The organism is Pseudoalteromonas sp. HF66 (genome assembly GCF_011806445.1).
GTDB lineage: Bacteria > Pseudomonadota > Gammaproteobacteria > Enterobacterales > Alteromonadaceae > Pseudoalteromonas > Pseudoalteromonas apostichopi.
In genome coordinates this window covers 59362-81845 of sequence record NZ_JAATOU010000002.1, presented here as the reverse complement: position 1 = coordinate 81845, position 22484 = coordinate 59362, and the positions used below count along the sequence as shown (strand labels likewise).

At 40.6% G+C, this 22484-nt stretch carries 21 protein-coding genes; 5 read left to right on the top strand and 16 right to left on the bottom strand.

The genetic code is table 11. The features are described from left to right. From HCZ11_RS03185 to HCZ11_RS03175, 3 genes are all read right to left on the bottom strand, one after another. Positions 1 to 1011 carry an efflux RND transporter periplasmic adaptor subunit gene (locus HCZ11_RS03185; RefSeq protein ID WP_239977600.1) on the bottom strand — a complete coding sequence of 337 codons (1011 nt, stop codon included), beginning with the start codon at positions 1009 to 1011 and terminating at the stop codon, positions 1 to 3. A 137-nt stretch (positions 1012 to 1148) separates the two neighbouring features. Continuing rightward, complete coding sequence (locus HCZ11_RS03180) at positions 1149 to 1577, bottom strand: hypothetical protein (RefSeq protein ID WP_130051437.1); 429 nt, start codon at positions 1575 to 1577, stop codon at positions 1149 to 1151. Positions 1578 to 1736: 159 nt separating this feature from the next. Further along, positions 1737 to 2744 (bottom strand): rhodanese-related sulfurtransferase, encoded by a 1008-nt coding sequence (locus tag HCZ11_RS03175; protein ID WP_055197229.1) that lies wholly within the window; start codon positions 2742 to 2744, stop codon positions 1737 to 1739. Positions 2745 to 2943: 199 nt separating this feature from the next. Here HCZ11_RS03175 and HCZ11_RS03170 point away from each other — a divergent pair, with 199 nt between their 5' ends. Continuing rightward, a complete protein-coding gene (locus HCZ11_RS03170) occupies positions 2944 to 4269 on the top strand; it encodes a DEAD/DEAH box helicase (RefSeq protein WP_130052288.1) in 1326 nt (441 codons plus the stop codon). A 2-nt stretch (positions 4270 to 4271) separates the two neighbouring features. Then, a complete protein-coding gene (locus tag HCZ11_RS03165) occupies positions 4272 to 5102 on the top strand; it encodes a S1 RNA-binding domain-containing protein (RefSeq protein ID WP_167657612.1) in 831 nt (276 codons plus the stop codon). 147 nt (positions 5103 to 5249) lie between these two features. Here the strand turns inward: HCZ11_RS03165 and HCZ11_RS03160 are convergent, their stop codons facing one another. The 13 genes from HCZ11_RS03160 to gyrA form a co-directional block, all read right to left on the bottom strand. After that, a complete protein-coding gene (locus HCZ11_RS03160; RefSeq protein ID WP_167657611.1) occupies positions 5250 to 5699 on the bottom strand; it encodes a hypothetical protein in 450 nt (149 codons plus the stop codon). A gap of 41 nt (positions 5700 to 5740) precedes the next feature. Beyond that, positions 5741 to 6085, bottom strand: a complete 345-nt coding sequence (locus HCZ11_RS03155; protein ID WP_167657610.1) for a hypothetical protein — start codon at positions 6083 to 6085, stop codon at positions 5741 to 5743. Between the two features lie 63 nt (positions 6086 to 6148). Further along, positions 6149 to 7144: a hypothetical protein gene (locus HCZ11_RS03150; protein ID WP_167657609.1), complete on the bottom strand. Its 996-nt coding sequence runs from the start codon at positions 7142 to 7144 to the stop codon at positions 6149 to 6151. A 254-nt stretch (positions 7145 to 7398) separates the two neighbouring features. Next, positions 7399 to 7632 carry a serine kinase gene (locus HCZ11_RS03145; protein WP_167657608.1) on the bottom strand — a complete coding sequence of 78 codons (234 nt, stop codon included), beginning with the start codon at positions 7630 to 7632 and terminating at the stop codon, positions 7399 to 7401. A 363-nt stretch (positions 7633 to 7995) separates the two neighbouring features. Further along, the gene (pyrF, locus tag HCZ11_RS03140) at positions 7996 to 8700 is read right to left on the bottom strand and encodes an orotidine-5'-phosphate decarboxylase (protein WP_063705476.1); all 705 of its coding nucleotides are present in this window, start codon (positions 8698 to 8700) and stop codon (positions 7996 to 7998) included. 32 nt (positions 8701 to 8732) lie between these two features. Continuing rightward, the gene (gene lapB / locus HCZ11_RS03135) at positions 8733 to 9869 is read right to left on the bottom strand and encodes a lipopolysaccharide assembly protein LapB (protein ID WP_130051432.1); all 1137 of its coding nucleotides are present in this window, start codon (positions 9867 to 9869) and stop codon (positions 8733 to 8735) included. A gap of 2 nt (positions 9870 to 9871) precedes the next feature. Beyond that, positions 9872 to 10153 (bottom strand): lipopolysaccharide assembly protein LapA domain-containing protein, encoded by a 282-nt coding sequence (locus tag HCZ11_RS03130; RefSeq protein ID WP_054551349.1) that lies wholly within the window; start codon positions 10151 to 10153, stop codon positions 9872 to 9874. Positions 10154 to 10173: 20 nt separating this feature from the next. After that, entirely contained in the window at positions 10174 to 10461 is a 288-nt protein-coding gene (ihfB, locus tag HCZ11_RS03125) for an integration host factor subunit beta (protein WP_036968575.1), read from the bottom strand. Positions 10462 to 10526: 65 nt separating this feature from the next. Next, the gene (gene rpsA, locus HCZ11_RS03120) at positions 10527 to 12194 is read right to left on the bottom strand and encodes a 30S ribosomal protein S1 (protein ID WP_054551350.1); all 1668 of its coding nucleotides are present in this window, start codon (positions 12192 to 12194) and stop codon (positions 10527 to 10529) included. Between the two features lie 92 nt (positions 12195 to 12286). Next, on the bottom strand, positions 12287 to 13000 hold the full coding sequence (cmk, locus tag HCZ11_RS03115; protein WP_130051431.1) for a (d)CMP kinase: 714 nt from the start codon (positions 12998 to 13000) through the stop codon (positions 12287 to 12289). Positions 13001 to 13104: 104 nt separating this feature from the next. After that, positions 13105 to 14385, bottom strand: coding sequence for a 3-phosphoshikimate 1-carboxyvinyltransferase (gene aroA / locus HCZ11_RS03110; RefSeq protein ID WP_167657607.1), 1281 nt, complete (start codon positions 14383 to 14385; stop codon positions 13105 to 13107). A 2-nt stretch (positions 14386 to 14387) separates the two neighbouring features. Beyond that, positions 14388 to 15476, bottom strand: a complete 1089-nt coding sequence (serC, locus tag HCZ11_RS03105) for a 3-phosphoserine/phosphohydroxythreonine transaminase (RefSeq protein ID WP_167657606.1) — start codon at positions 15474 to 15476, stop codon at positions 14388 to 14390. A gap of 69 nt (positions 15477 to 15545) precedes the next feature. Next, positions 15546 to 18242 carry a DNA topoisomerase (ATP-hydrolyzing) subunit A gene (gene gyrA / locus HCZ11_RS03100; protein ID WP_130051428.1) on the bottom strand — a complete coding sequence of 899 codons (2697 nt, stop codon included), beginning with the start codon at positions 18240 to 18242 and terminating at the stop codon, positions 15546 to 15548. 176 nt (positions 18243 to 18418) lie between these two features. Here gyrA and ubiG point away from each other — a divergent pair, with 176 nt between their 5' ends. From ubiG to nrdA, 3 genes are all read left to right on the top strand, one after another. After that, entirely contained in the window at positions 18419 to 19129 is a 711-nt protein-coding gene (ubiG, locus tag HCZ11_RS03095) for a bifunctional 2-polyprenyl-6-hydroxyphenol methylase/3-demethylubiquinol 3-O-methyltransferase UbiG (protein ID WP_167657605.1), read from the top strand. Beyond that, positions 19129 to 19803: an HAD family hydrolase gene (locus tag HCZ11_RS03090; RefSeq protein ID WP_130052287.1), complete on the top strand. Its 675-nt coding sequence runs from the start codon at positions 19129 to 19131 to the stop codon at positions 19801 to 19803. The genes ubiG and HCZ11_RS03090 overlap by 1 nt, the downstream gene beginning before the upstream one ends. Positions 19804 to 20195: 392 nt before the next feature. Next, positions 20196 to 22481 carry a class 1a ribonucleoside-diphosphate reductase subunit alpha gene (gene nrdA / locus HCZ11_RS03085; RefSeq protein WP_130051427.1) on the top strand — a complete coding sequence of 762 codons (2286 nt, stop codon included), beginning with the start codon at positions 20196 to 20198 and terminating at the stop codon, positions 22479 to 22481. Positions 22482 to 22484: the final 3 nt, after the last annotated feature.

Genomic DNA, 22484 nt, shown 5'->3' with positions numbered 1-22484 from the left:
TTACTCCTTGGCTAGCTGCACTTCATTAATGAAATTAAGCTCTTGATTAGGTCTAAGGCGTTGAACCCCTTCAGTTACCAGTAAGTCGCCTTCTTTTAAGCCTCCTGAGACTAATAAACGCCCAGCTAAACGCTGCTCAATTTTTACATCAACGCGGGTTGCTTTATTATCAACACTCTTCCAAACATAAGGGCCTGCAGCTCCCCACATCATCGCTGCTTCTGGTACTACGGCAAGCTCTTCACCTAGAATATTTATATGTACACGGAAGCTCATACCCGGCATAAACTGTTGATCATTATTATCAAGCTTAGCTTTTGTTCTGAGTGTGCGGGTTTGTGCATTGATACGTGAATCAAGCTCTGCCACTTTAGCCGTGTAAGTTTCATCGCCTAACCAAGGCACCACTTCGACTGCTGATTTTTGTTTAAGCACAGACACAGCTGCCTCTGGGGCATTAAAATTAATATAAAGCGCTGAAATATCATCGATGGTAGCGATGGCTGTTTGGGTTGTGATCCTGTCGCCCACTTCAACGTCAGTTAAGCCCATAACACCGCTAAATGGAGCGCGAACTTCACGGTCTTCACGCTCTGTTTTTGCTTGCATTAACTTCACTTTAGCTAGTTCGTAAAGTGTTTTGGCATCATCTAAATCACTTTGCGGTACCGCACCACGGGAATGGCTTTCCTCAAGCCTTTTCATGGTGCGCTCAGCATCTTTTAAAGTAATTTCAGCTTCCATCAGCGCAGCTTTTTGTCTGCGCGAATCAAGCTCTAATAGTAAGTCACCTTTGGCAACCTTATCGCCGGGCTTGAAGTAAACAGCAGTAACTCTATCCCCAACAGCTGGGTAAAGTGTTACAGAATGAATAGCTTCAGCATTACCCACGGCTTTTATCTGTTGTTTAGACTTTTCAACAGACACTGATTCTACAACTACATTAGCCGCCTCAGCGACAGAAACACAACTAATACAGGCAATTAAAGTCCATGTATGTAATTTGCCAATTGTCAAAATTTCACCTAAATAAGAATCGTTTTAATTGTTACGAAGTGTAACAGCTTTGTGATCAATAAAAAGCTGACTTCGTTTAATAAACAATTAGCCAAGGTGAAATAGACGACGCGCTCTCGCGTGTTTATTAATTAGAAACGGCAATGTAATGAATCTGTTTCTTTTACATGTGCTTCACTGGCAATGGTTACCTCAACACATCCATATGCACTATTTACTTGCTCCTTTTGAATAAGCGTAAAATTCCCTTCTTGCTCTGATCTTAAAGAATATTCAAAGGCATCATTACTACCTTCTGATATCGCAGTCACTATGCCGCCAACAAGCGCCCCAGCAATAGCGCCTGCAATCATATCTTCGTGGTTACCATCTAACTGATCAACAATGCCTATAGTAGAACCTGCAGCAATCCCTGTTTTAACGTTGGATGACAATTTAACAGGTTGCACTGACATCACTTTTGCGTAAAAGCGTTTGATCATTACATTTTGGTCTGCTCTATCAACACCTTGCGAGGCACAACCTCCTAGAAATAGTAAACCTAGTAGTAATTTCTTCATTGTTTTTTCATCCCATCAGTTTAAAGCTTAAGTAAGATTCTATTCCTGATATAAGTTAGAGACTGTTTGAGATGTGTAAGAAACTGTATGTGGCTAATATACGGGCATAAAAAAACCCCAGACAATGCTGGGGTTTCTATCAATTTATAAAGCTAACAATTACTGTTGGCGCTGTGCTTCTTTTTGCGCTTTTTTAGCTTCTTTTCGCTTACGAAGAACTTCCTGTGCTTCGTTACCGATATGGCCTTCACCGCGAGCTTGTGCTAATTCGATTTGCTTTTGACGCTCAGCAAAACGTGCACGTTGCTCTTCTGTTAAGCTATCGTGACAGTGATGACACGAAACACCTTCCATGTATTCAGGCTTTTGCTTTTCTTCTTCAGTGATAGGCATACGACACGCATGACATTGGTCGTAAGAACCTTTTTGTAAATCGTGATTTACTGCAACACGGTTATCAAATACAAAACACTCACCTTCCCACATAGTTTCTTCCTTTGGTACTTCTTCTAAGTACTTAAGAATACCGCCCTCAAGGTGGAATACTTCGTCAAAGCCTTGCTCTTTCATGTATGCAGTTGATTTTTCGCAGCGAATACCACCGGTACAGAACATCGCCACTTTCTTGTGCTTTTCTGGGTCTAGGTTTTCTTTAGCCCAAGCAGGGAATTCGCGGAACGTTTTGGTGTTTGGATCAACCGCATTTTGGAAAGTACCGATCTCGATTTCGTAATCGTTACGCGTATCGATAAGAATCACTTCAGGGTCTGAAATTAATGCATTCCAGTCAGCTGGTTTTACGTATGTACCCACTACTTCACGTGGGTCGATACCTTCAACACCCATAGTTACGATTTCTTTTTTCAGTTTTACCTTAGTACGGTAGAACGGGCATTCGTCATCGTATGACTCTTTTGTCACGATGTTATCTAGGTTTGGTTGTGAATCTAACCATGCAAGTAGGTTATCGATACCTTCACGCTTAGCAGAAACAGTACCGTTGATACCTTCAGCCGCAAGTAACAAAGTACCGCGTACTTCATTGTCTTCCATCACTTTAAGTAATGGTTGGCGAATCGCTTCAAAATCAGGAAGGGCTACAAATTTGTATAGTGCGCAAACAACAAAGTGCTCGCTAGTTACATTGTCTTTATGAACAGCAGTCATGGTTTTACCTTTTGCTTTAAATGCCCATGTGGGGCGTTAACCGAATCGCAAATCCGGCGCATTGAGGGCGCGTATTTTACGCGAATTAGCGATAATTGCAAAAACTGATGCGAAATAGCTGTGTTTTTACTGTCTCCTAGTAAGGCAAGTGCGTTATAATGAACAGGATTTACAAATTTTGCTCATCGGAGATTACGCATTGCACTTTACTGAACTTGGGATTGATACACGCCTCGAAAAACAACTTGCGCATCAAGGCATCACCCAGCCCACTGACATTCAAGCTCACGCGGTACCTACAGCTATCGCAGGCCATGATATTTTTGCACAGTCAAAAACAGGATCGGGCAAAACGCTGGCGTTTTTATTACCTGCTGTACAGCGCGTAATGAAGCAAAAAGCTCTCAGTAAACGCGACCCTCGCGTTTTAATCGTTGCGCCTACCCGCGAATTAGCAACCCAAGTATACAGCCAATTAAGATTATTAATTGCTGGCACAAATATTAGTGCTGTAAAAGTACTCGGTGGTGAAAACTTTAATGACCAAATTAAAGCACTTCGTAAAGACCCTCATTTTGTAGTGGCAACTCCGGGGCGTTTAGCTGACCATTTAAGTCAACGCTCATTACAGCTTTCAGGCTTAGAACTGTTAATTTTTGATGAAGCCGACCGTATTTTAGATTTAGGCTTTACCGAGCAAGTTAAAATGATCAACGACCTTGCTGATCACCGCTTACGTCAAACGTTATTGTTCTCAGCAACCCTTGACCATGCACAAGTTGATGCGCTGTCACGTAACTTGTTACGTTCACCAAAACAAATATTGTTAAGTGCCTCAAACGAGCAACATAGTGACATTACTCAGCAACTTTATTTAGCTGATCACTTAGATCACAAAGAAGCCCTACTTGAGCACTTTGTAAAACAAGACAATGTTGGTCAGTGTATTATTTTCACCGCAACACGAGCTGACACCCAACGCTTAAGTCAGTTGTTGAATGATAAAGGCTTTAAAGCACAAGCACTCGCAGGTGACTTAACTCAGGCTAAGCGCCTTGAAATCATGGATGCCTTTAGCCGTGAAAACTTCAAAATTTTGATCACTACCGATGTTGCATCACGTGGTCTTGATTTATTAAGCGTGACCCACGTTATTAACTTTGACCTACCAAAACATGCTGAAGAATACGTGCATCGTATTGGTCGTACAGGTCGCGCAGGCTTTAAAGGTACAGCTATTTCGTTAGTGGGCCCGAAAGATTGGCCAAGCTACAAAGCAATTAAAGCATTTTTAAATGATGAATTAAGCTTTTTCACCGTTGACGGCCTTGTTGGTAAATTTAAAGGTCTACGTGAGAAAAAGCCAAACACAGTTTGGAAAAAAGCAGAGAAAAAAGTAGCTGCTAAACCTGCTAAACCAAAACGCAAAGCAGCCCCTAAGAAGCCAAAAGCCCCTATTCAAGCACCAATTGATGTAGATGGTTTTGCTCCAATGCGCCGTAAGAAAAAGCCAGAACAGGAATAACAATGAGTATTTTAGGAACCACACAAACCCTTTTCGTTAACGAAATATCTAACGAAGGTGCTTATTTAGATGGCCGTGATTTAGGCGAAGTATTCTTACCAAGCAAAGAAATTGACTACGAACTAGAAGCTGGCGACAGCGTGCAAGTATTCATTTACTTAGATCACGCAGGTCACCCAACCGGCACCACAAAAAAACCATTGGCTGAGGTAGGCGAATTTGCCCTACTACGTGTTAAAGCGATTAATAGCACCGGTGCGTTTATGGATTGGGGTCTCGAAAAAGACGTACTAGCACCATACAACGAACAAAAGCCAAAAATGAAAGACGGCTTTTCGTATCTTGTACGTTTGTACCTAGATAACGCCAGCCAACGTATTTGTGCATCGAGCAACTTTAATAAGTTTTTATCAAAAGATGAACCAACTTACTCTGTAATGGAAGAAGTTGACTTAATCGTTGCCGGTAAAACAGACCTAGGCTACAAAGTACTCGTAAACGAAGCCCACATTGGTGTGGTTTACTACAACACGGTATTTAAAAAGCTATTTGTAGGCCAGCGCTTAAAAGGCTTCATTCAGAAAGTACGTGAAGACGGCAAAATCGACGTACTACTTGAAAAACCAGGTATGGGTAAAGTAAACGACTTAGGCGAAAAAATCTTAGATAAATTAAAAGCCGAAGGCGGCGTACTTCACCTAGGTGATAAGTCAGACCCTGAAGCAATTAAAAAGACTTTCTCAACCAGTAAAGCAAACTACAAAAAAGCCATAGGCGGTTTGTTTAAGCAAGGTTTAATCGAGATTGAAGCAACGTCGATTAGGTTGAAATAAGTTGCGAGTTAACAAGTATATAAAAAGAGTAAAGTGAAAGCTTTACTCTTTTTTAGTTTCAATAACTATATAATTCACATTTTGAGTTAATTAAATTTATCAAAAAAACCTAAATTAATCTGAACATACGAGATTTTATACTCGATGTTAAATGCATTCTAGTGATGTTGTAGGCCATATAGGCTTATTGTTATCGCTATACAAAACACCAAAATTAATGTTTGTGAGGTTATTAAATTTAAATTGAAGTTCTAGCCATTCTTTTTCAAACGTTACAGAAATAAACGAGCCATAATCATCAACAGAAGGTTCAGAGTCTAGTTCGGTCTTAATAATTGATAAAACTTCGGCCATTGGCTTACCAATAAGTTGATAACCAAACAAAGCTACACTTTTATTGTAAACTTCGATCCAGCCAAGACAATTATCGTTGTCAATTTCAAAAGTCAGCTCTATTAAAAGCTGGTTAAACTGCAATCGCTTATTTTCTGAATCGGTGAAAAATATTTTATCAGGTACACCTAACGCAGAAACAGCTTGCGTCTCCGTAAGACCAAATTGAATTGTGTCGATTCCATGCCCTAGTTTGATTTCCATTAATTCAATCCTTTTAAGCGAAAACAGGGTTTTATATGCAATTAGATATTCGGCTCAACATATCTAAGCCTTGGTTTTGGTTCAAAATAAACCAAGAAGTTATTATCGTCGTTCGCTAAATAGACTCTTAAAACCAACTCACCGCCCCACGCTTGAAAGGCAATTCTTGTAATTTCTTCTTTATAAATATGAAATACTAACTCCGTTCCGTAAAATAACTTTACACTCACTGAGTTATTCATAAATGGTGAATGAGTAAATATTAATTTTTCGTCGGTCTCATAAGTCTTAATGAATGAGAATAGCCCTTCATCATGATCATATTCGCAAGAATAACCAAATCCTTTTTCAAAAAACTCTACTTCATCAGGAAACTCATAAGTCAATTTTACACCTTGCTACAACTGCAATTAATGTAAAGTAAAGAGTTTGTGATTACGGGTAATTCTCTAGCTTTCATTAGCAAACAATCTGGCGTCTTCAAGTTGCCCTTCTGTACAGACCCATCTCCAATGAATGTCTTCAATCTTATTACCTAGTATTGATAACTCTTTTCTTAAGCGGCTTCTATCTCTGGTAAGCCAAAACCAACCACTTAAATTATATCTCACAAAAATAGTTACTTTCGTTTCTTTAAAACTCTCATGATTTAATGAGTCATTATATAAATCAACTATGTCTTTCTGAATATTTTTGTCCATAAGGAAGTCATTTGCTTCATCAATTTTATTCTCAAACAAATCTAAATACTTCCAATATTCGATATAAGCTTTAACTAAAATAAGCTTTAGATCACTACCTGTCGGGGCATTTCTAGAAGCTTTTCTTGCAAACTCAAGCATTTCTTCGTTATCACCGCCCCACTTTTCAGATAAAGCAATGATCATGTGCATGTGTGCAGCCCAGTTATAAGGATCTCTAGCTATTGCTTCCTCATAATATTCAAATTTAAGTTCATCGCTATCTGAGTACCATGTAGCTACCATAATCAAGTATGCCCATGGTGTAGGATCCTCTGGTGTTTTATCTGCACATTCTAATAATACTTGCCTAGTTTTATCCAATCGTCTGAAAAACTCTTTCCATTGAGCTTCTGATATTTCAGCTCCACGACCATAGCCCCTTGCAGACCAAGACCATTGTAGTAAACGAGCTCCATAACAAAGTAGAGCATCCCCGGAGTCTGGATGAGAATTTGCCCACTTATCTAAAGCTTGAGGAAACATTATTCGAGACATACTTACAGAATAAAAATAACGCTCCTCATGGCTATCTAATGTTTCAAATAACTCTTTAAGGTCACTATATTGTTCAGGTTTATCTAAAACGTTGTAAGCTTTTATACATCCGTAAGCACATTGTCTACGTTTATTATTCTTATGTTTTCGATGGAAATACATCAACATAGATAAAATTGATAAAGCACACAAAATCAAAAAAATCATTCAAAATCCAAATTTAATAAATAAAGTTTAATGTAGTTTGTAAGTATTCAATGCCTACCAACAACCGCTCAAATCCAATCATGTTCTTCATCAGTTGATGTTTCTTTATTAACGAACTCTGATATTTCAGCTTTCATTGTTTATAATTCGCTAATACTCTCTTCTTGGGTTGATAAGTAGCTACTTAAAGCAGCAAAAAAGAATCGTTATGCTTACTTGATCCAAGCATGTTGATATGTGTTAGGTGTCGATTGTTACGAAACCTTCGCCCAATGATCTTTACCAAGTGGGTAACACAATATAAAGAAACCACTTTCGTCACAAGCAGCAGGGTTAATATTTGGAAAATCTCTAAACCCAGATTGCTCTTTTAGCCTTCCAACAGCTGCAATTGCCTCTTGCTCAGAAGCATAAATCCCGATTGTCTTTACACATTCATTGTTTTCAGAAATTATGTGCAAGTGCTCTAGCAGGTATACTTTATCCATAGACACCTAACATTTAAATAGTGCGTTCATCGCGCATTCTTTGCAGACTTAACGCTAATTATCTGGTTTCTATATTTTTAACAAATTCCCTAAATGATTACTACCACGAAGTTTTTTAAGACATTAAAGTCAAATTAAAATAAGTAATCTGATCGCAACGTTCATTGCTGAAAAGAGCAGTTTAGCAATTGATTAAACATGATATTTAGCCAATCTTAATAAACACTTTTTGATCGCTAGAGTTCTAGGGAATTCACCTGATTAAGTATTGTGAGCTTGCCACAAAAACAAAAAGAGCATTGTATATAGCGTGATATAAATCACGCATACAATGCTCTTTAGAGACTATTTTAAATAACGAGGTTATTTTAGTGAGTCGTTAATTTCTTTTAGTGTTGCAACTGGGTCTGCCGATTGGGTGATTGGGCGGCCTACAACTAAATAGTCGCTGCCATCTTCAACGGCTTGTTTAGGTGTCATGATGCGTTTTTGGTCACCTGCATCGCTGCCAGCTGGGCGAATACCAGGGGTAACCAGTTTAAAGTCTGCGCCGAGTTCTGCTTTTAGCTTTTTCGCTTCTTGTGCTGAGCACACTACCCCATCAAGGCCTGATTCTTTAGCAAGGTTTGCTAGGTAAATTACTTGCTCTTCAGGTGTTTTATCTACACCTAAACGAGTAAGCTCTGCGGCATCCATACTAGTAAGTACAGTTACTGCAATCAGTAATGGTGCGTCATCACCAAACTGCTCTAAAGCTTGTTTTGCTTTAGTCATCATTTCAACGCCGCCAGAGGCATGCACGTTAACCATCCATACACCCATTTTTGCAGCTGCTGTTACAGCTTTAGCCACTGTGTTTGGAATATCGTGAAATTTTAAGTCTAAGAATACATCAAACCCTAAGTCGATTAGTTCCTTAACAAAGCTAGGACCAAAATACGTGAACATTTCTTTACCTACTTTAAGACGACACGTATCAGGCGATAATTGCTTTACAAACGCAAGAGCTGTTTGTTGATCATCGTAATCAAGGGCAATTAATACTTTTTTTGAATCTTCGACAGACATAACTTTCCTAAAAACTAATGGACTAATATATATTAAAAACCGTCTATGCCACGGCTTGGAACAATTGTTTCCCAGTGCTTACACGATGGACATACCCAATAAATGGTATGACTGGTAAAGCCACAGTGCTGGCACTGAAAATCAGGTTTGGTTGCGATATAAGAGGTTACTAGCTTATCAATTTGATCGAGTACATCTTTAATATCGTTGTTTTGTTTGGCAAGTAGCTGTAATAAAAAGCTAAAGCCCCGAATAGTTGGATGACGCTTTAAACTATCCGTTAAAAATTTTATCGCTTGCTCTATGTGACCTTGCTCAAGTAAGGCTTGGCAGTGTTTTATTTTTATTAATACGCCACCTTTATCGAGCAGTTCATTAAGTAATTCGTAAAACTGATGCGTTAAATTTAGCTTTTGATAACTGAGCGCAAGCTCTTCAATAAATACTGGCGCAAAAAACGTGAACTGACTGATTAGCTCGCGCCAATAGTAAATTGCTTTTACATAATCTTCATTGGTAAAGGCACTGTGACCAAGCTCATATAATGGACGAATGGCTTTATGATTTAAGCTAATGGCTTTACGCATAATTTGCGTATCATTATCTTGTAAGGCCGCTTCACAGTAAAAATTGGCAATGGCTTTTACATGCTGAGGTTTAGTGAACAACTCACTGTGGGCCTCGTACATGTTAATGCCCTTTTCCCATTCACGAGTTTGTGAATAAAGATTGATAATTGGTTCGAGCGCTTCTTTATATCCTGCTTTTACGAGCCAAACTAAATGCTCTTCTGCGCTATCTAATAAGCCTGCCATGATGTAATCTTCAGCCAGCTCTAAACGACTGGTTGCAGCTTGTTGTTCATCAAGGCTTGGGTGTTTTAATAACAACTCATGAATTTTAATTGCGCGGTCAAGCTCGCCACGGCGGCGAAACATAGTTGCCAGTGTTGAATAGTGTTCAACTGAGTCGGCAGCAACTTCAAGTAGATTTATAAGGTGCTCTAAGCCTTGGTCTTCTTCTCTGTCTAAGAGAAATTTAAGGCCTTTAGAATATTCAGAGGTGATTTGGCGATTAAGCTGATGAGCTTGGTTTTTAGCGCTGTTTTTACCCATTATCCAACCGTAACCGGCTGCAACGGGTAAAAGTAAAAACAGAAGCTCAATCATGATTAGGTGTCTTTATTAGCAACAAGCTTTTTATTGTTTTTTTCAGGCGCTAATTTTTTCTTTAAACGATAATTTTGCCACTTTAACTGAGAAAATAGTGTAAAGCTTATAAAACAACCAATTGCGACACCTAAAATAAAGCAGATACTTATTACAACAGCTAGGGGTAAAGTATTACTAGCGATTAAATAATTGATTTGCACCAATTGTGGATTCTGTGAACCAAGTACAAACGCAATAAATAAACACAGCGCAATTAATACAATTTTTAATACCCTAAACAAGTAACTACTCCTGTATAAAACTAGGCAATACTCGCATTTACGCGGTCACGTAACTCTTTACCTGGTTTGAAATGTGGTACGTGCTTACCGTCTAACTCAACTGTTTCGCCAGTCTTTGGATTACGACCTGTGCGAGGAGAACGATAATGCAATGAGAAACTTCCAAAGCCACGGATCTCGATGCGATCTGAGCTAGATAATGAACCGGCCATTTGTTCAAGAATTTCTTTAACGGCATTTTCAACATCTTTCACAGGGATGTGTGCATGTTGCTCGGCAAGTTGTTCTATCAATTCTGACTTAGTCATAGCGTTTCCTTAAAGAGTGGTAAAGGAAGGGCAAAACTGCCCTTCCAATTTTAAAAGACTAGATATTAGTCTTTTTGAGCATTTTTGAATGCTGCAGCCATAGCGTTTTCGAACGCTGGCTCTTCTTTCTTAAGCTTCTCTAGTACTTCTTTCTCTTCTGCTTCGAAAAGAGCTTTAACAGATAAGCTTAAAGTGCGGTTCTTACGATCAACACCAACGTATTTCGCTTCGATTTCGTCGCCTGCAGAAACTACAGTAGTAGCATCTTCAACACGCTCTTGAGCGATATCAGCTACACGGATGTAACCTTCAACGCCTTCGATAAGCTCAACAGTTGCGCCTTTCGCATCAACTTCAGTCACTTTACCTTTAACAATAGCACCTTTTTTGTTTGCGTCCAGGTAGTTATTGAATGGGTCAGCTTCGATTTGTTTAACGCCTAGAGAGATACGCTCACGCTCTGGGTCAACTTGTAATACGATAGCAGTGATTTCGTCGCCTTTCTTGAATTCACGTACAGCTTCTTCGCCAGGCGTGTTCCAAGAAATGTCTGAAAGGTGAACAAGACCGTCAATACCGCCTTCAAGACCGATGAAGATACCGAAGTCAGTGATTGATTTGATCTTACCAGTAACTTGGTCGCCTTTGTTTTGTAGACGAGCAAATTCTTGCCATGGGTTAGCAATACATTGCTTAAGACCAAGAGAAATACGACGACGCTCTTCGTCGATTTCAAGAACCATAACTTCAACAGTGTCACCTAGTGAAACAACTTTTGAAGGGTGGATGTTCTTGTTAGTCCAATCCATTTCAGAAACGTGTACTAGACCTTCTACGCCTTCTTCGATTTCAACGAAACAACCGTAGTCAGTAAGGTTAGTTACACGACCAGAAAGCTTAGAACCTTCTGGGTAACGACCAGCGATAGCTGCCCATGGATCTTCGCCAAGCTGTTTAAGGCCTAGAGATACACGAGTCTTTTCTTTGTCGAATTTAAGAACTTTAACTGCGATTTCGTCGCCAACATTAACGATTTCTGAAGGGTGCTTAACACGCTTCCACGCCATGTCTGTGATGTGTAGTAGACCGTCAACACCACCAAGGTCAACGAACGCACCGTAGTCAGTAAGGTTCTTAACGATACCTTTAACTTCTTGACCTTCAACAAGGTTAGCAAGAAGCTCTTCACGCTCTTGTGAGTTTTCTGATTCGATAACTGCACGGCGAGAAACAACAACGTTGTTACGTTTTTGGTCAAGCTTGATTACTTTGAACTCAAGCTCTTTACCTTCAAGGTGAGTTGTGTCACGTACTGGACGAACATCAACAAGTGAACCAGGTAGGAAGGCACGGATTGAATCAACTTCAACAGTGAAACCGCCTTTAACTTTACCGTTGATAACACCAGTAACAGTCTCTTGCTCTTCACATGCTTTTTCTAAGCGGATCCACGCTTCGTGACGCTTCGCTTTCTCACGAGAAAGGATAGTTTCACCGAAACCGTCTTCGATTGCGTCTAAAGCAACATCTACTTCGTCGCCAACAGCAACTTCTAGTTCACCAGCAGCATTTTTGAATTGCTCAGCAGGGATTGCACTTTCAGATTTAAGACCAGCATCAACAAGTACGATGTTGTTCTCGATTGAGATAACAGTACCTTTAACGATAGAGCCTTGCTCTGCTTCAAAACCCTTAAGGCTTTCTTCAAATAACTGCGCAAAATTTTCTGACATTATACGTCTCTAAATAATTAAATAACCAATTAGCAACCATGCTGCATGGGGTTGTTAAAATAGCGCTGGCTTCCTGCCGGCACCTTAATAAATTACTTTTTAGCTTTTGGAAGCTTTCCTGCAAGTACTGCTTCGTCGAGTAAAGTTACAACTTTATCAAACACTTGCATTGCATTGAGCTCACTAGTATCAAGCTCAATAGCGTCTTCTGCAGGAACAAGCGGCGCAACTTCACGCGTCATATCGCGGTGATCACGAGCTTTTATGTCCTCAAGTAGACCACTTAGTGTAACATCAAGACCGCGTTCATTCAACTCAGCAAAGCGACGACGAGCGCGCTCTTCAGCTGATGCGGTTAAATAAATTTTCAATGGTGCATCTGGAAACACAACTGTGCCCATATCACGACCATCGGCAATTAGGCCGCTCTCAGTACGAAACGCACGTTGACGACGTAATAATGCTTCTCTCACCCGTGGTAATGCAGCAATCTTTGATGCCGCAGCACCCACTTCTTCGTTGCGGATTGTGGTTGTGACGTCTTCGCCTTCCAAGACAATTTTAGAAGTATGTGTTTGGCTGTCGACCAAAAACTGTACATCTAAGTTTGCAGCTAACGGCACTAGCGCATCTTCATTATCTAGTTCAATTTGATGATGAAGCGCTGCAAGTGACAGCACACGATAAATCGCTCCACTGTCTAATACATCCCAACCTAATTTCTCGGCTAACAAGCGACAAACAGTTCCTTTACCTGAACCACTTGGGCCATCGATGGTGATTACGGGCATTGATAACGCCTGCATTTATAACCTCCTGCAATGCACACCAAAATAAATCCGCGATATTATACGTCAGTTCTTGAAATAGATCCGCATCTAGAGTGTAACTTTTTATATTTTCTTCTGTTTTATTGACTTGAGACAGACTCTAGTACTTTGAAAAACGTTGGAAAAGTTTTGTATGTACATTTAGGATCGTTAATGGTTATCGGCTTCCCGCCAACAGCAACCATCGCAAAACACATGGCAATACGGTGATCGTTGTACGTATCAATCGCTACATCATTGAATGTTTCTGGTGGTGTTATTTCGATGAAATCTTCACCCTCAACAACTTCTGCACCAACTTTTCGAAGCTCAGTAGCCATTGCATATAAACGGTCTGTTTCTTTTACACGCCAGTTATAGATATTACGAATCGCCGTTGTACCTTTTGCGAAAAGCGCAACGGTTGCGAGAGTCATCGCTGCATCAGGAATTGCATTAGCATCAATATCAACCGCCTTCAGCTCGCCTTTACGAACCACCAGCTTTTCATCGTACCAATCGATTTTAGCGCCGACTTGTTCCATAACTTTGGCAAAACCAATATCACCCTGAACAGATGCAGCACCTACCCCATTAATTTCAATTTCGCCGCCTGCTATTGCAGCCGCCGCAACAAAATAAGAGGCGCTTGAAGCATCACCTTCGACCATAATACGCTCAAGTGCTTGATACTGCTGACAGCCTTTAACGTAAAACGTTTCATAGTTGTCATGACTCACAATAACACCGAAACGCTTCATCACATCTAGGGTAATATCAATGTAAGGCTTTGATACCAGTGTGCCTTTAATGGTGATTTCTGTGTCGCCATTAAATAATGGCGCCGCCATTAGTAACGCAGTTAAGAACTGGCTCGAAATACTGCCATCAATTTCAACTTTACCGCCGCTGATTTTGCCGCCTTTAATGGCCAGTGGTGGATAGTCTTTATGCTTAAGATATTCAACATCACCACCCAGAGCTTGCAGTGCATCAACCAAATGGCCGATTGGGCGCTCTTCCATACGTGGCTCACCCACCAGCTGATATTCGCCTTCTACAGCAGCTAATACAGCTGTCAGTGGACGATAAGCAGTACCAGCATTGCCTAAAAATAATGGCTCACTTGGGGTTTTAAATTTACCTGCAACCCCCTCTACGGTAGCCACTGTTTTATCTTCATTAAGCGATACATTTACGCCCAAAAGATTTAACGCACCTAGCATATGACGAATATCATCACTGTCGAGAAGGTTTTCAACAACCGTTGTGCCCTCTGCCAGTGCTGCTAACAGTAAGATACGGTTTGATAAGCTTTTTGAGCCTGGCAGTGTCACACTACCATTTACTTTTGAGATTGGTTCAAGACGAAGCTGTTCCATAATTAGCTGTGCTCCTTGGCGAATTTTTCCATAAAATTAACCAAAGCTTGAACACCTTCAAGTGGCATCGCGTTATAAATGCTTGCGCGCATACCACCAACAATACGGTGACCTTCAAGGGCTAATAAGCCTGCTTCTTTTGACTCATTAATGAATTTTTCATTCAATGATTCATCGTTTAACCAAAACGGTACGTTCATGCGTGAACGGCAATGCTTGGCAACTTTATTACTATAAAAATCTGAGCTATCAATAAAGTTGTAAAGTAATTCTGCTTTTGCGATGTTTTGCTCTTCCATCGCTTTAACGCCACCGTTTGCTTCAAGCCATTCAAATACTTCAGCAGCTAAGTACCACGCAAATGTAGGTGGTGTGTTATACATGCTGCCTTGTTTCGCTTCTAATGCGTAATCAAGAATTCCTGGCTTTGCAAGGCCTTCACGTTCAAGTAGCGTTTTACGAATAATAACAATCGATAAACCAGACGGGCCGATATTTTTTTGTGCGCCAGCGTAAATAAGATCAAACTGATTTACATCAAATTCGCGCGATAAAATAGTCGATGACATATCAGCAACAATCGGTGCAGATGGATGTGATGGTACTTCGAAAATCTCAATGCCATCTACGGTTTCATTCGGGCAATAGTGAATGTACGACGCATCAGCAGGTAATTCCCAGCCGCTTGCTGGTTTGATAGAGAACTGACCATTTTGCTGTTCATCATCACGTACATTAATACTTTCAACAGCAGTGAATTTAGCAGCTTCTGAAGTAGCACCTTTAGACCATACACCGTTTTCACAGTACACAGCTGGTTTATCATTAAGGTGAAGATTCAATGGCACAGCACTGAATTGACCACGGCCACCGCCGTGCATAAATAACACTTCAAACTCATCACTAATATTCATTAAGCGACGCAGGCTTGCTTCACATTTAGCAGTAAGTGCTAAAAAGTCGCTGCTGCGATGGCTAATTTCCATCACAGAGACACCTAAACCTTGCCAATCTATAAATTCTTTTTGTGCTTTTTGCATAACTGCCGGCGGTAGCATTGCCGGTCCTGCACAAAAATTATATTTAGTCATTACTTTGCCTCATTCCAGTAATTATAGTGCGGATAAAAAAAGCGGCCGAAGCCGCTTTTTAAATCAATGTTATTCTGAAGGTGGGTTATCACCCGTTTCTTCAGTATTGGTATCGACTACTTCAACGGCCTCGCCTTCGATGGCTTCAAGCTCATCAACTTCGATTTCTTCGATACGTTGTAAACCAACTACTTGCTCTTCGTCAATAGTTCGTATCAAAATAACGCCTTGAGTATTACGACCAACCGTAGAAACCTCATTAACACGGGTACGTACTAATGTACCGCGATTAGAGATGATCATGATTTCGTCGTTTTCGTCAACTTGTACTGCACCAACCACAGCGCCATTACGCTCGCTTACTTTGATTGATACAACACCTTGTGTTGCACGGCTCTTCGATGGGTAATCTTCAAGTGCTGTACGCTTACCGTAACCGTTTTCTGTCACAGTTAGGATCGCACCATCTGACTTAGGTACGATTAACGACACAACGCGTTGGTCGTCAGCCATCTTAATACCACGAACACCCGTTGCTGTACGGCCCATCGGACGAACACCTTTGAAGCGGATTTCCGGGTTACCGTTTTCGTCTAGCACAGGGTTGCCGTTTTCATCAACAACTTCTGACTCTTCTGCTTCTTTAAAGCGGACAACTTTACCGGCATCAGTGAATAGCATGATTTCATTCGTGCCATCAGTGATATCAACACCAATTAGGCTATCACCTTCATTCAGGTTAACAGCGATAATACCGCTCGCACGTTGACGGCTGTATGCTGTAAGTGGTGTTTTCTTAACTGTACCAAACGCAGTGGCCATGAAGATGTATTTATCTTCTTCGTACTCACGTACTGGTAAGATAGCGGTAATACGCTCATCAGCTTCAAGTGGTAATAAGTTAACAATTGGCTTACCACGCGCTGCACGGCTTGCTAATGGTAACTGATAAACTTTCAACCAATATAAGCGACCTGCAGTTGAGAAACACAGAATTGTATCGTGTGTGTTAGCAACCAATAGACGCTCGATGAAGTCTTCATCTTTCATCTTAGTTGCTGACTTACCTTTACCACCACGGCGCTGTGCTTCGTAATCAGAGAGTGGTTGATATTTAACGTAACCTTCGTGAGAAAGCGTTACTACAACGTCTTCTTCATTGATTAGGTCTTCAAGGCTAATATCGTGAGCAGCTGCACTGATTTCAGTACGACGTTCGTCACCATATTGCTCTTTAATTTCTACTAGCTCGTCGCGGATAACTTCCATTAAACGATCTGGGCTTGAAAGAATGTGTAAAAGCTCAGCAATTAGATCAAGTAAGTTTTGGTACTCGTCTAAGATTTTCTCATGTTCAAGACCTGTTAGTTTGTGTAAACGAAGGTCTAAAATTGCTTGTGCTTGTTGCTCAGATAAATAGTACTGACCGTCACGGATACCTAAATCAGCCGCTAACCAGTCAGGACGTGCTACGTTATCTTCACCTGCCTTTTCAAGCATAGCTTTAACTGTACCAAGTTCCCAAGGACGAGCTGTTAATGCTGCTTTTGCTTCTGCTGGGGTTGGTGACTTACGAATAAGTTCGATAATCGGGTCGATATTCGCAAGAGCAATCGCTAAGCCTTCAAGCGTGTGAGCACGGTCACGGGCTTTACGTAAATCGAATACAGTACGACGTGTAACAACTTCACGGCGGTGAACGATAAACGCTTCAAGCATTTCTTTTAAGTTGAAACACTTAGGTTGGTTGTTATCAAGTGCAACCATGTTCATACCAAACACAGTTTGTAACTGAGTTTGTGCATATAGGTTGTTTAAGATTACTTCACCAACATCACCACGTTTGATTTCGATAACGATACGCATACCGTCTTTATCTGATTCGTCACGTAGTGCGCTAATACCTTCAATCTTCTTATCTTTAACTAGCTCAGCGATTTTTTCGATAAGGCGCGCTTTGTTAACTTGATAAGGAATTTCGTGAACAATAATGGTTTCACGACCAGTTTTTTCGTCAACTTCGATTTCAGCGCGAGCACGGATATACACTTTACCACGACCGGTTAGGTACGCTTGCTCAATGCCTTTTTTACCATTGATAATCGCCGCAGTCGGGAAATCCGGACCCGGGATATATTCAATAAGGTCAGCAATTGACATGTCTGGGTTTTGGATCAGCGCTAAACAACCATTGATAACTTCTGTTAAGTTATGAGGTGGGATGTTTGTCGCCATACCAACAGCGATACCCGAAGAACCGTTTACTAATAAGTTAGGTACTTTAGTAGGTAATACGTCAGGAATTTGCTCAGTACCGTCGTAGTTAGGTACGTAATCAACCGTTTCTTTTTCTAAATCAGCTAATAATTCATGTGACATTTTCGCCATACGGACTTCCGTATAACGCATTGCTGCCGCAGAGTCACCGTCAACAGAACCAAAGTTACCTTGGCCGTCAACAAGCATGTAGCGTAATGAGAAAGGCTGCGCCATACGAACGATGGTGTCATATACCGCGCTGTCGCCATGTGGGTGGTATTTACCGATTACATCACCAACAACACGTGCTGATTTCTTGTAAGGTTTATTCCAATCATTATTGAGTTCGTTCATTGCGAACAAAACGCGGCGGTGAACAGGCTTTAAGCCGTCACGTACGTCTGGCAATGCACGACCTACGATTACACTCATGGCATAATCAAGGTAAGAATTTTTTAATTCATCTTCAATATTGACTGGCAGAATTTCATTGGCGAGATCAGTCATTTGATTTCACATTCCTTCAGTATTGACTCATTAAGAGGCAAATCGCCGTCTTAAGAGCTTTAGTTATTATTTCCTGACCATGCTATCACAATTTATTTAGATTTACAGGCGCTAAATCTTTGCGATTTATTAATTTACCCCTATATAATGGCCTCAGATTAACGAGGAAGTTTTTTATGACCGAGCATCAAAATGTAGATAATGCAGAAATTGCAAAGTTTGAAGCCATCGCAGAACGTTGGTGGGACCGCGACGGAGAGTTCAAACCCCTTCATGAAATAAATCCTCTTCGCTTGGATTTTGTCGCAGATAAAGTAGGCGGCTTATTTGATAAGGAAACCTTAGATGTTGGCTGTGGTGGCGGCATCTTAAGTGAAAGCATGGCCCGTATGGGCGCTAAAGTAACTGGCATTGATATGGGCCAAGAGCCATTAACCGTTGCTAAGTTACATAGTTTAGAAACAGGCGTGCCTGTTGATTATATAAAAGTACCTGCAGAGCAATTTGCTGCTGAGCACCCTGCTCGCTTTGATGTTGTGACGTGTATGGAAATGCTTGAGCATGTTCCAGATCCTGCTTCTATTATTCGCGCTGTAGCAGAACTTGCTAAACCTGGTGCCGATGTATTCTTTTCAACATTAAATAAAACACCAAAAGCTTATTTGTTTGCCATTGTTGGTGCTGAAAAGCTATTGAAAATGGTACCTGAAGGTACCCATGACCATAAAAAATTCATTAAACCTGCACAGCTTATTGCATGGGCTGAAGAAGCTGGATTAAAAGTACGCTCCAGTACAGGTCTTAACTATAATCCGTTTTCTAAGCAGTACAGCTTAAACGATGATGTAAGTGTTAATTACATCCTGCACTTTGAGAAACTAGCGTGATGAGTGGTGTGCAAACACCCTCTATCGATTTTGATGCCTTTATCTTTGATTTAGATGGCACTCTACTCGATACTGCGGATGACTTAGGTGGTGCATTAAACCGCGTGTTAGCAGATGCCAATGTGGCCCCTGTTGCTGAACATGTATATCGCCCTGCAGCTTCTAATGGTGCAAATGCATTATTAGAAGTAGGCTTTGGTGATAAATGGCCAGAACTTGAACAACTCGCTTTGCGCCAACAGCTTCTTGATTACTACGCCGAAGATATCGCTGTACACAGTAAATGCTTTAATGGCATCGAGCAGCTTTTAATTGCACTTGAGCAAAACAATATTAAGTGGGGCATTATGACTAATAAGCCCGGCTTTTTAACTGAGCCCTTAGTACAAGCTATACCCTCTTTGAGTAAAGCGATGGCGGTAGTAAGTGGCGATACATTAGCTGTTTCAAAACCATCTCCCGATCCACTTTTACACACAGCTGAGATCTTAGACGTTGATCCGTGTCGCTGTTTATATATCGGTGATGCTGAACGTGATATTCAAGCTGCAAAAGCTGCCAATATGTATAGTGCAACGGCGTTATGGGGTTACATACCCAGTGTTGATGCTGCTCTTGACTGGCAAGCGGATTTCAATTGGCAAACACCCATTGATGGATTTAACCATATATAGTGTTATTTGATAGATGAAACACCATATATTGTGATTTGATTCACTTTTGAGCATTCTTTGATGATAAAAAAATCAGTCAAAATTTATTTTTAAAAACGATAAATTTTCTGGATCTTTTGTTGATTTCTACAAATTTCGTCTTCTATGAATGTTCAAAGGTTAATGGTTACTAACACAATACGTTTATCCAATAGTTATCCACAAAATGGGGCAATTCTATCCCTTGCAAAACAACGCAGACCACACTATCTTGTGATCTGCAATTTAAACAACACCAGATATTGTGGCTAAATGTTATTCAATTAGTTCACCCTGGTATTGAATAATAATAATTACATAAAGAATACCTTTGTCTTTACAACGATAATTTCCCAAGGAATACAGGCAAAACTATGAACCAACAGCTATCTGTAAGCAAACGTGACGGCCGTAAAGAGTCACTTGATCTAGATAAGATCCATCGCGTGATCGCTTGGGCCGCAGAAGGTCTAGAGAATGTGTCTGTCTCACAAGTTGAATTAAAATCTCATATTCAATTTTATGACGGCATTCGTACCGATGACATTCATGAAACAATCATCAAAGCTGCAGCTGATCAGATCTCTAAAGATACGCCTGATTACCAATACCTAGCTGCTCGCTTAGCTGTATTCCATTTACGTAAAAAAGCGTACGGTCAATTTGAGCCGCCACGCTTATATGATCACATCACGAAATTAGTTGAAGACAAACGTTATGATCAACACCTTTTGGTTGATTATACCGAGCAAGAAATTGACGAGTTAGATGCTTACATCGATCACAACCGTGACTTAAACTTCAGCTACGCTGCTGTAAAGCAACTTGAAGGTAAGTATTTAGTTCAAAACCGTGTTACTGGTGAAATTTACGAAAGTGCACAGTTTTTATATATCTTAGTTGCTGCAAGCTTATTCTCTGATTATCCAAAAGAGACGCGTATTGATTACATCAAGCGTTTTTATGATGCAGTGTCTACCTTCAAAATTTCGTTACCTACGCCAATTATGGCAGGTGTTCGTACGCCTACACGTCAGTTCAGCTCATGTGTACTAATTGAATGTGGTGATAGCCTAGACTCTATTAATGCGACATCATCTGCGATCGTTAAATATGTTTCGCAACGTGCTGGTATTGGTATTAATGCGGGTCGCATTCGTGCGCTTGGTAGCCCTATTCGTAATGGCGAAGCGTACCACACAGGTTGTATTCCATTTTATAAGCACTTCCAAACTGCTGTTAAGAGCTGTTCACAAGGTGGTGTTCGTGGCGGCGCAGCTACGCTGTTCTACCCACTTTGGCATTTGGAAGTTGAAAATTTATTAGTTCTAAAGAACAACCGTGGTGTTGATGATAACCGTGTACGTCACCTTGACTACGGTGTGCAGTTCAACAAATTAATGTATAGCCGTTTAATCAAAGATGATTACATCACATTATTTAGCCCATCAGATGTTCCGGGTCTATACGATGCGTTCTTTGAAGATCAAGCGAAGTTTGATGAGCTATACATCAAGTACGAGCAAGACGAGTCAATTCGTAAAAAACGTATTAAAGCGATTGAGTTATTCTCAATGTTTGCACAAGAGCGTGCGAGCACAGGTCGAATTTACTTACAAAACGTTGACCACTGTAATACGCACAGCCCGTTTATCTCGACTGTTGCGCCAATTCGTCAATCTAACCTATGTTTAGAAATTGCATTACCAACTAAGCCTCTTAGCAATGTAATGGACGAAGAAGGTGAAATTGCCCTTTGTACGCTTTCAGCGTTTAACTTAGGTGCAATTGAGTCACTTGATGAATTAGAAGAGCTTGCAGAGCTTGCCGTACGTGCTCTTGATAACTTACTTGATTTCCAAGACTACCCTGTTCCTGCGGCTAAAAACGCAACTATGGGTCGTCGTACGCTAGGTATTGGTGTTATTAACTACGCATACTACTTAGCGAAGAACGGTAAGCGTTACTCAGATGGCAGCGCAAATGCCCTAACTCACAAAACATTTGAAGCTATTCAATATTATCTAATGAAAGCATCAAATGAGTTAGCGAAAGAACGTGGTGCGTGTCCTAAGTTTAACGAGACAACGTATTCTCAAGGCATTATGCCAACAGATACTTATAAGCGTGACCTAGATCAGTTCTGTGATGAACCTCTTCACTTAGATTGGGATTCATTACGCGAAAGCATTAAAGAGCATGGTATGCGTAACTCTACGTTATCTGCACTTATGCCTTCAGAGACATCATCGCAAATCTCTAACGCAACAAATGGTATTGAGCCACCACGAGGTCATATCAGCGTTAAAGCAAGTAAAGATGGTATCTTAAAGCAAGTAGTTCCAGATTATGAAAATCTGAAAGATAACTACGAGCTACTGTGGGATATTCCTTCAAACGATGGTTACCTACAGCTTGTTGGTATTATGCAAAAATTCGTTGACCAAACGATCTCTGCAAACACCAACTATGATCCATCTAAGTATGAAGGCGGTAAAGTACCTATGAAGGTGCTATTAAAAGACCTACTGACTGCGTACAAACTCGGTGTTAAAACTCTGTATTATCACAATACACGTGATGGTGCATCAGACTCTCAAGATGAGTTAACACCAGAGGTAGAAGATGACGGTTGTGCAGGCGGCGCTTGTAAAATCTAATTA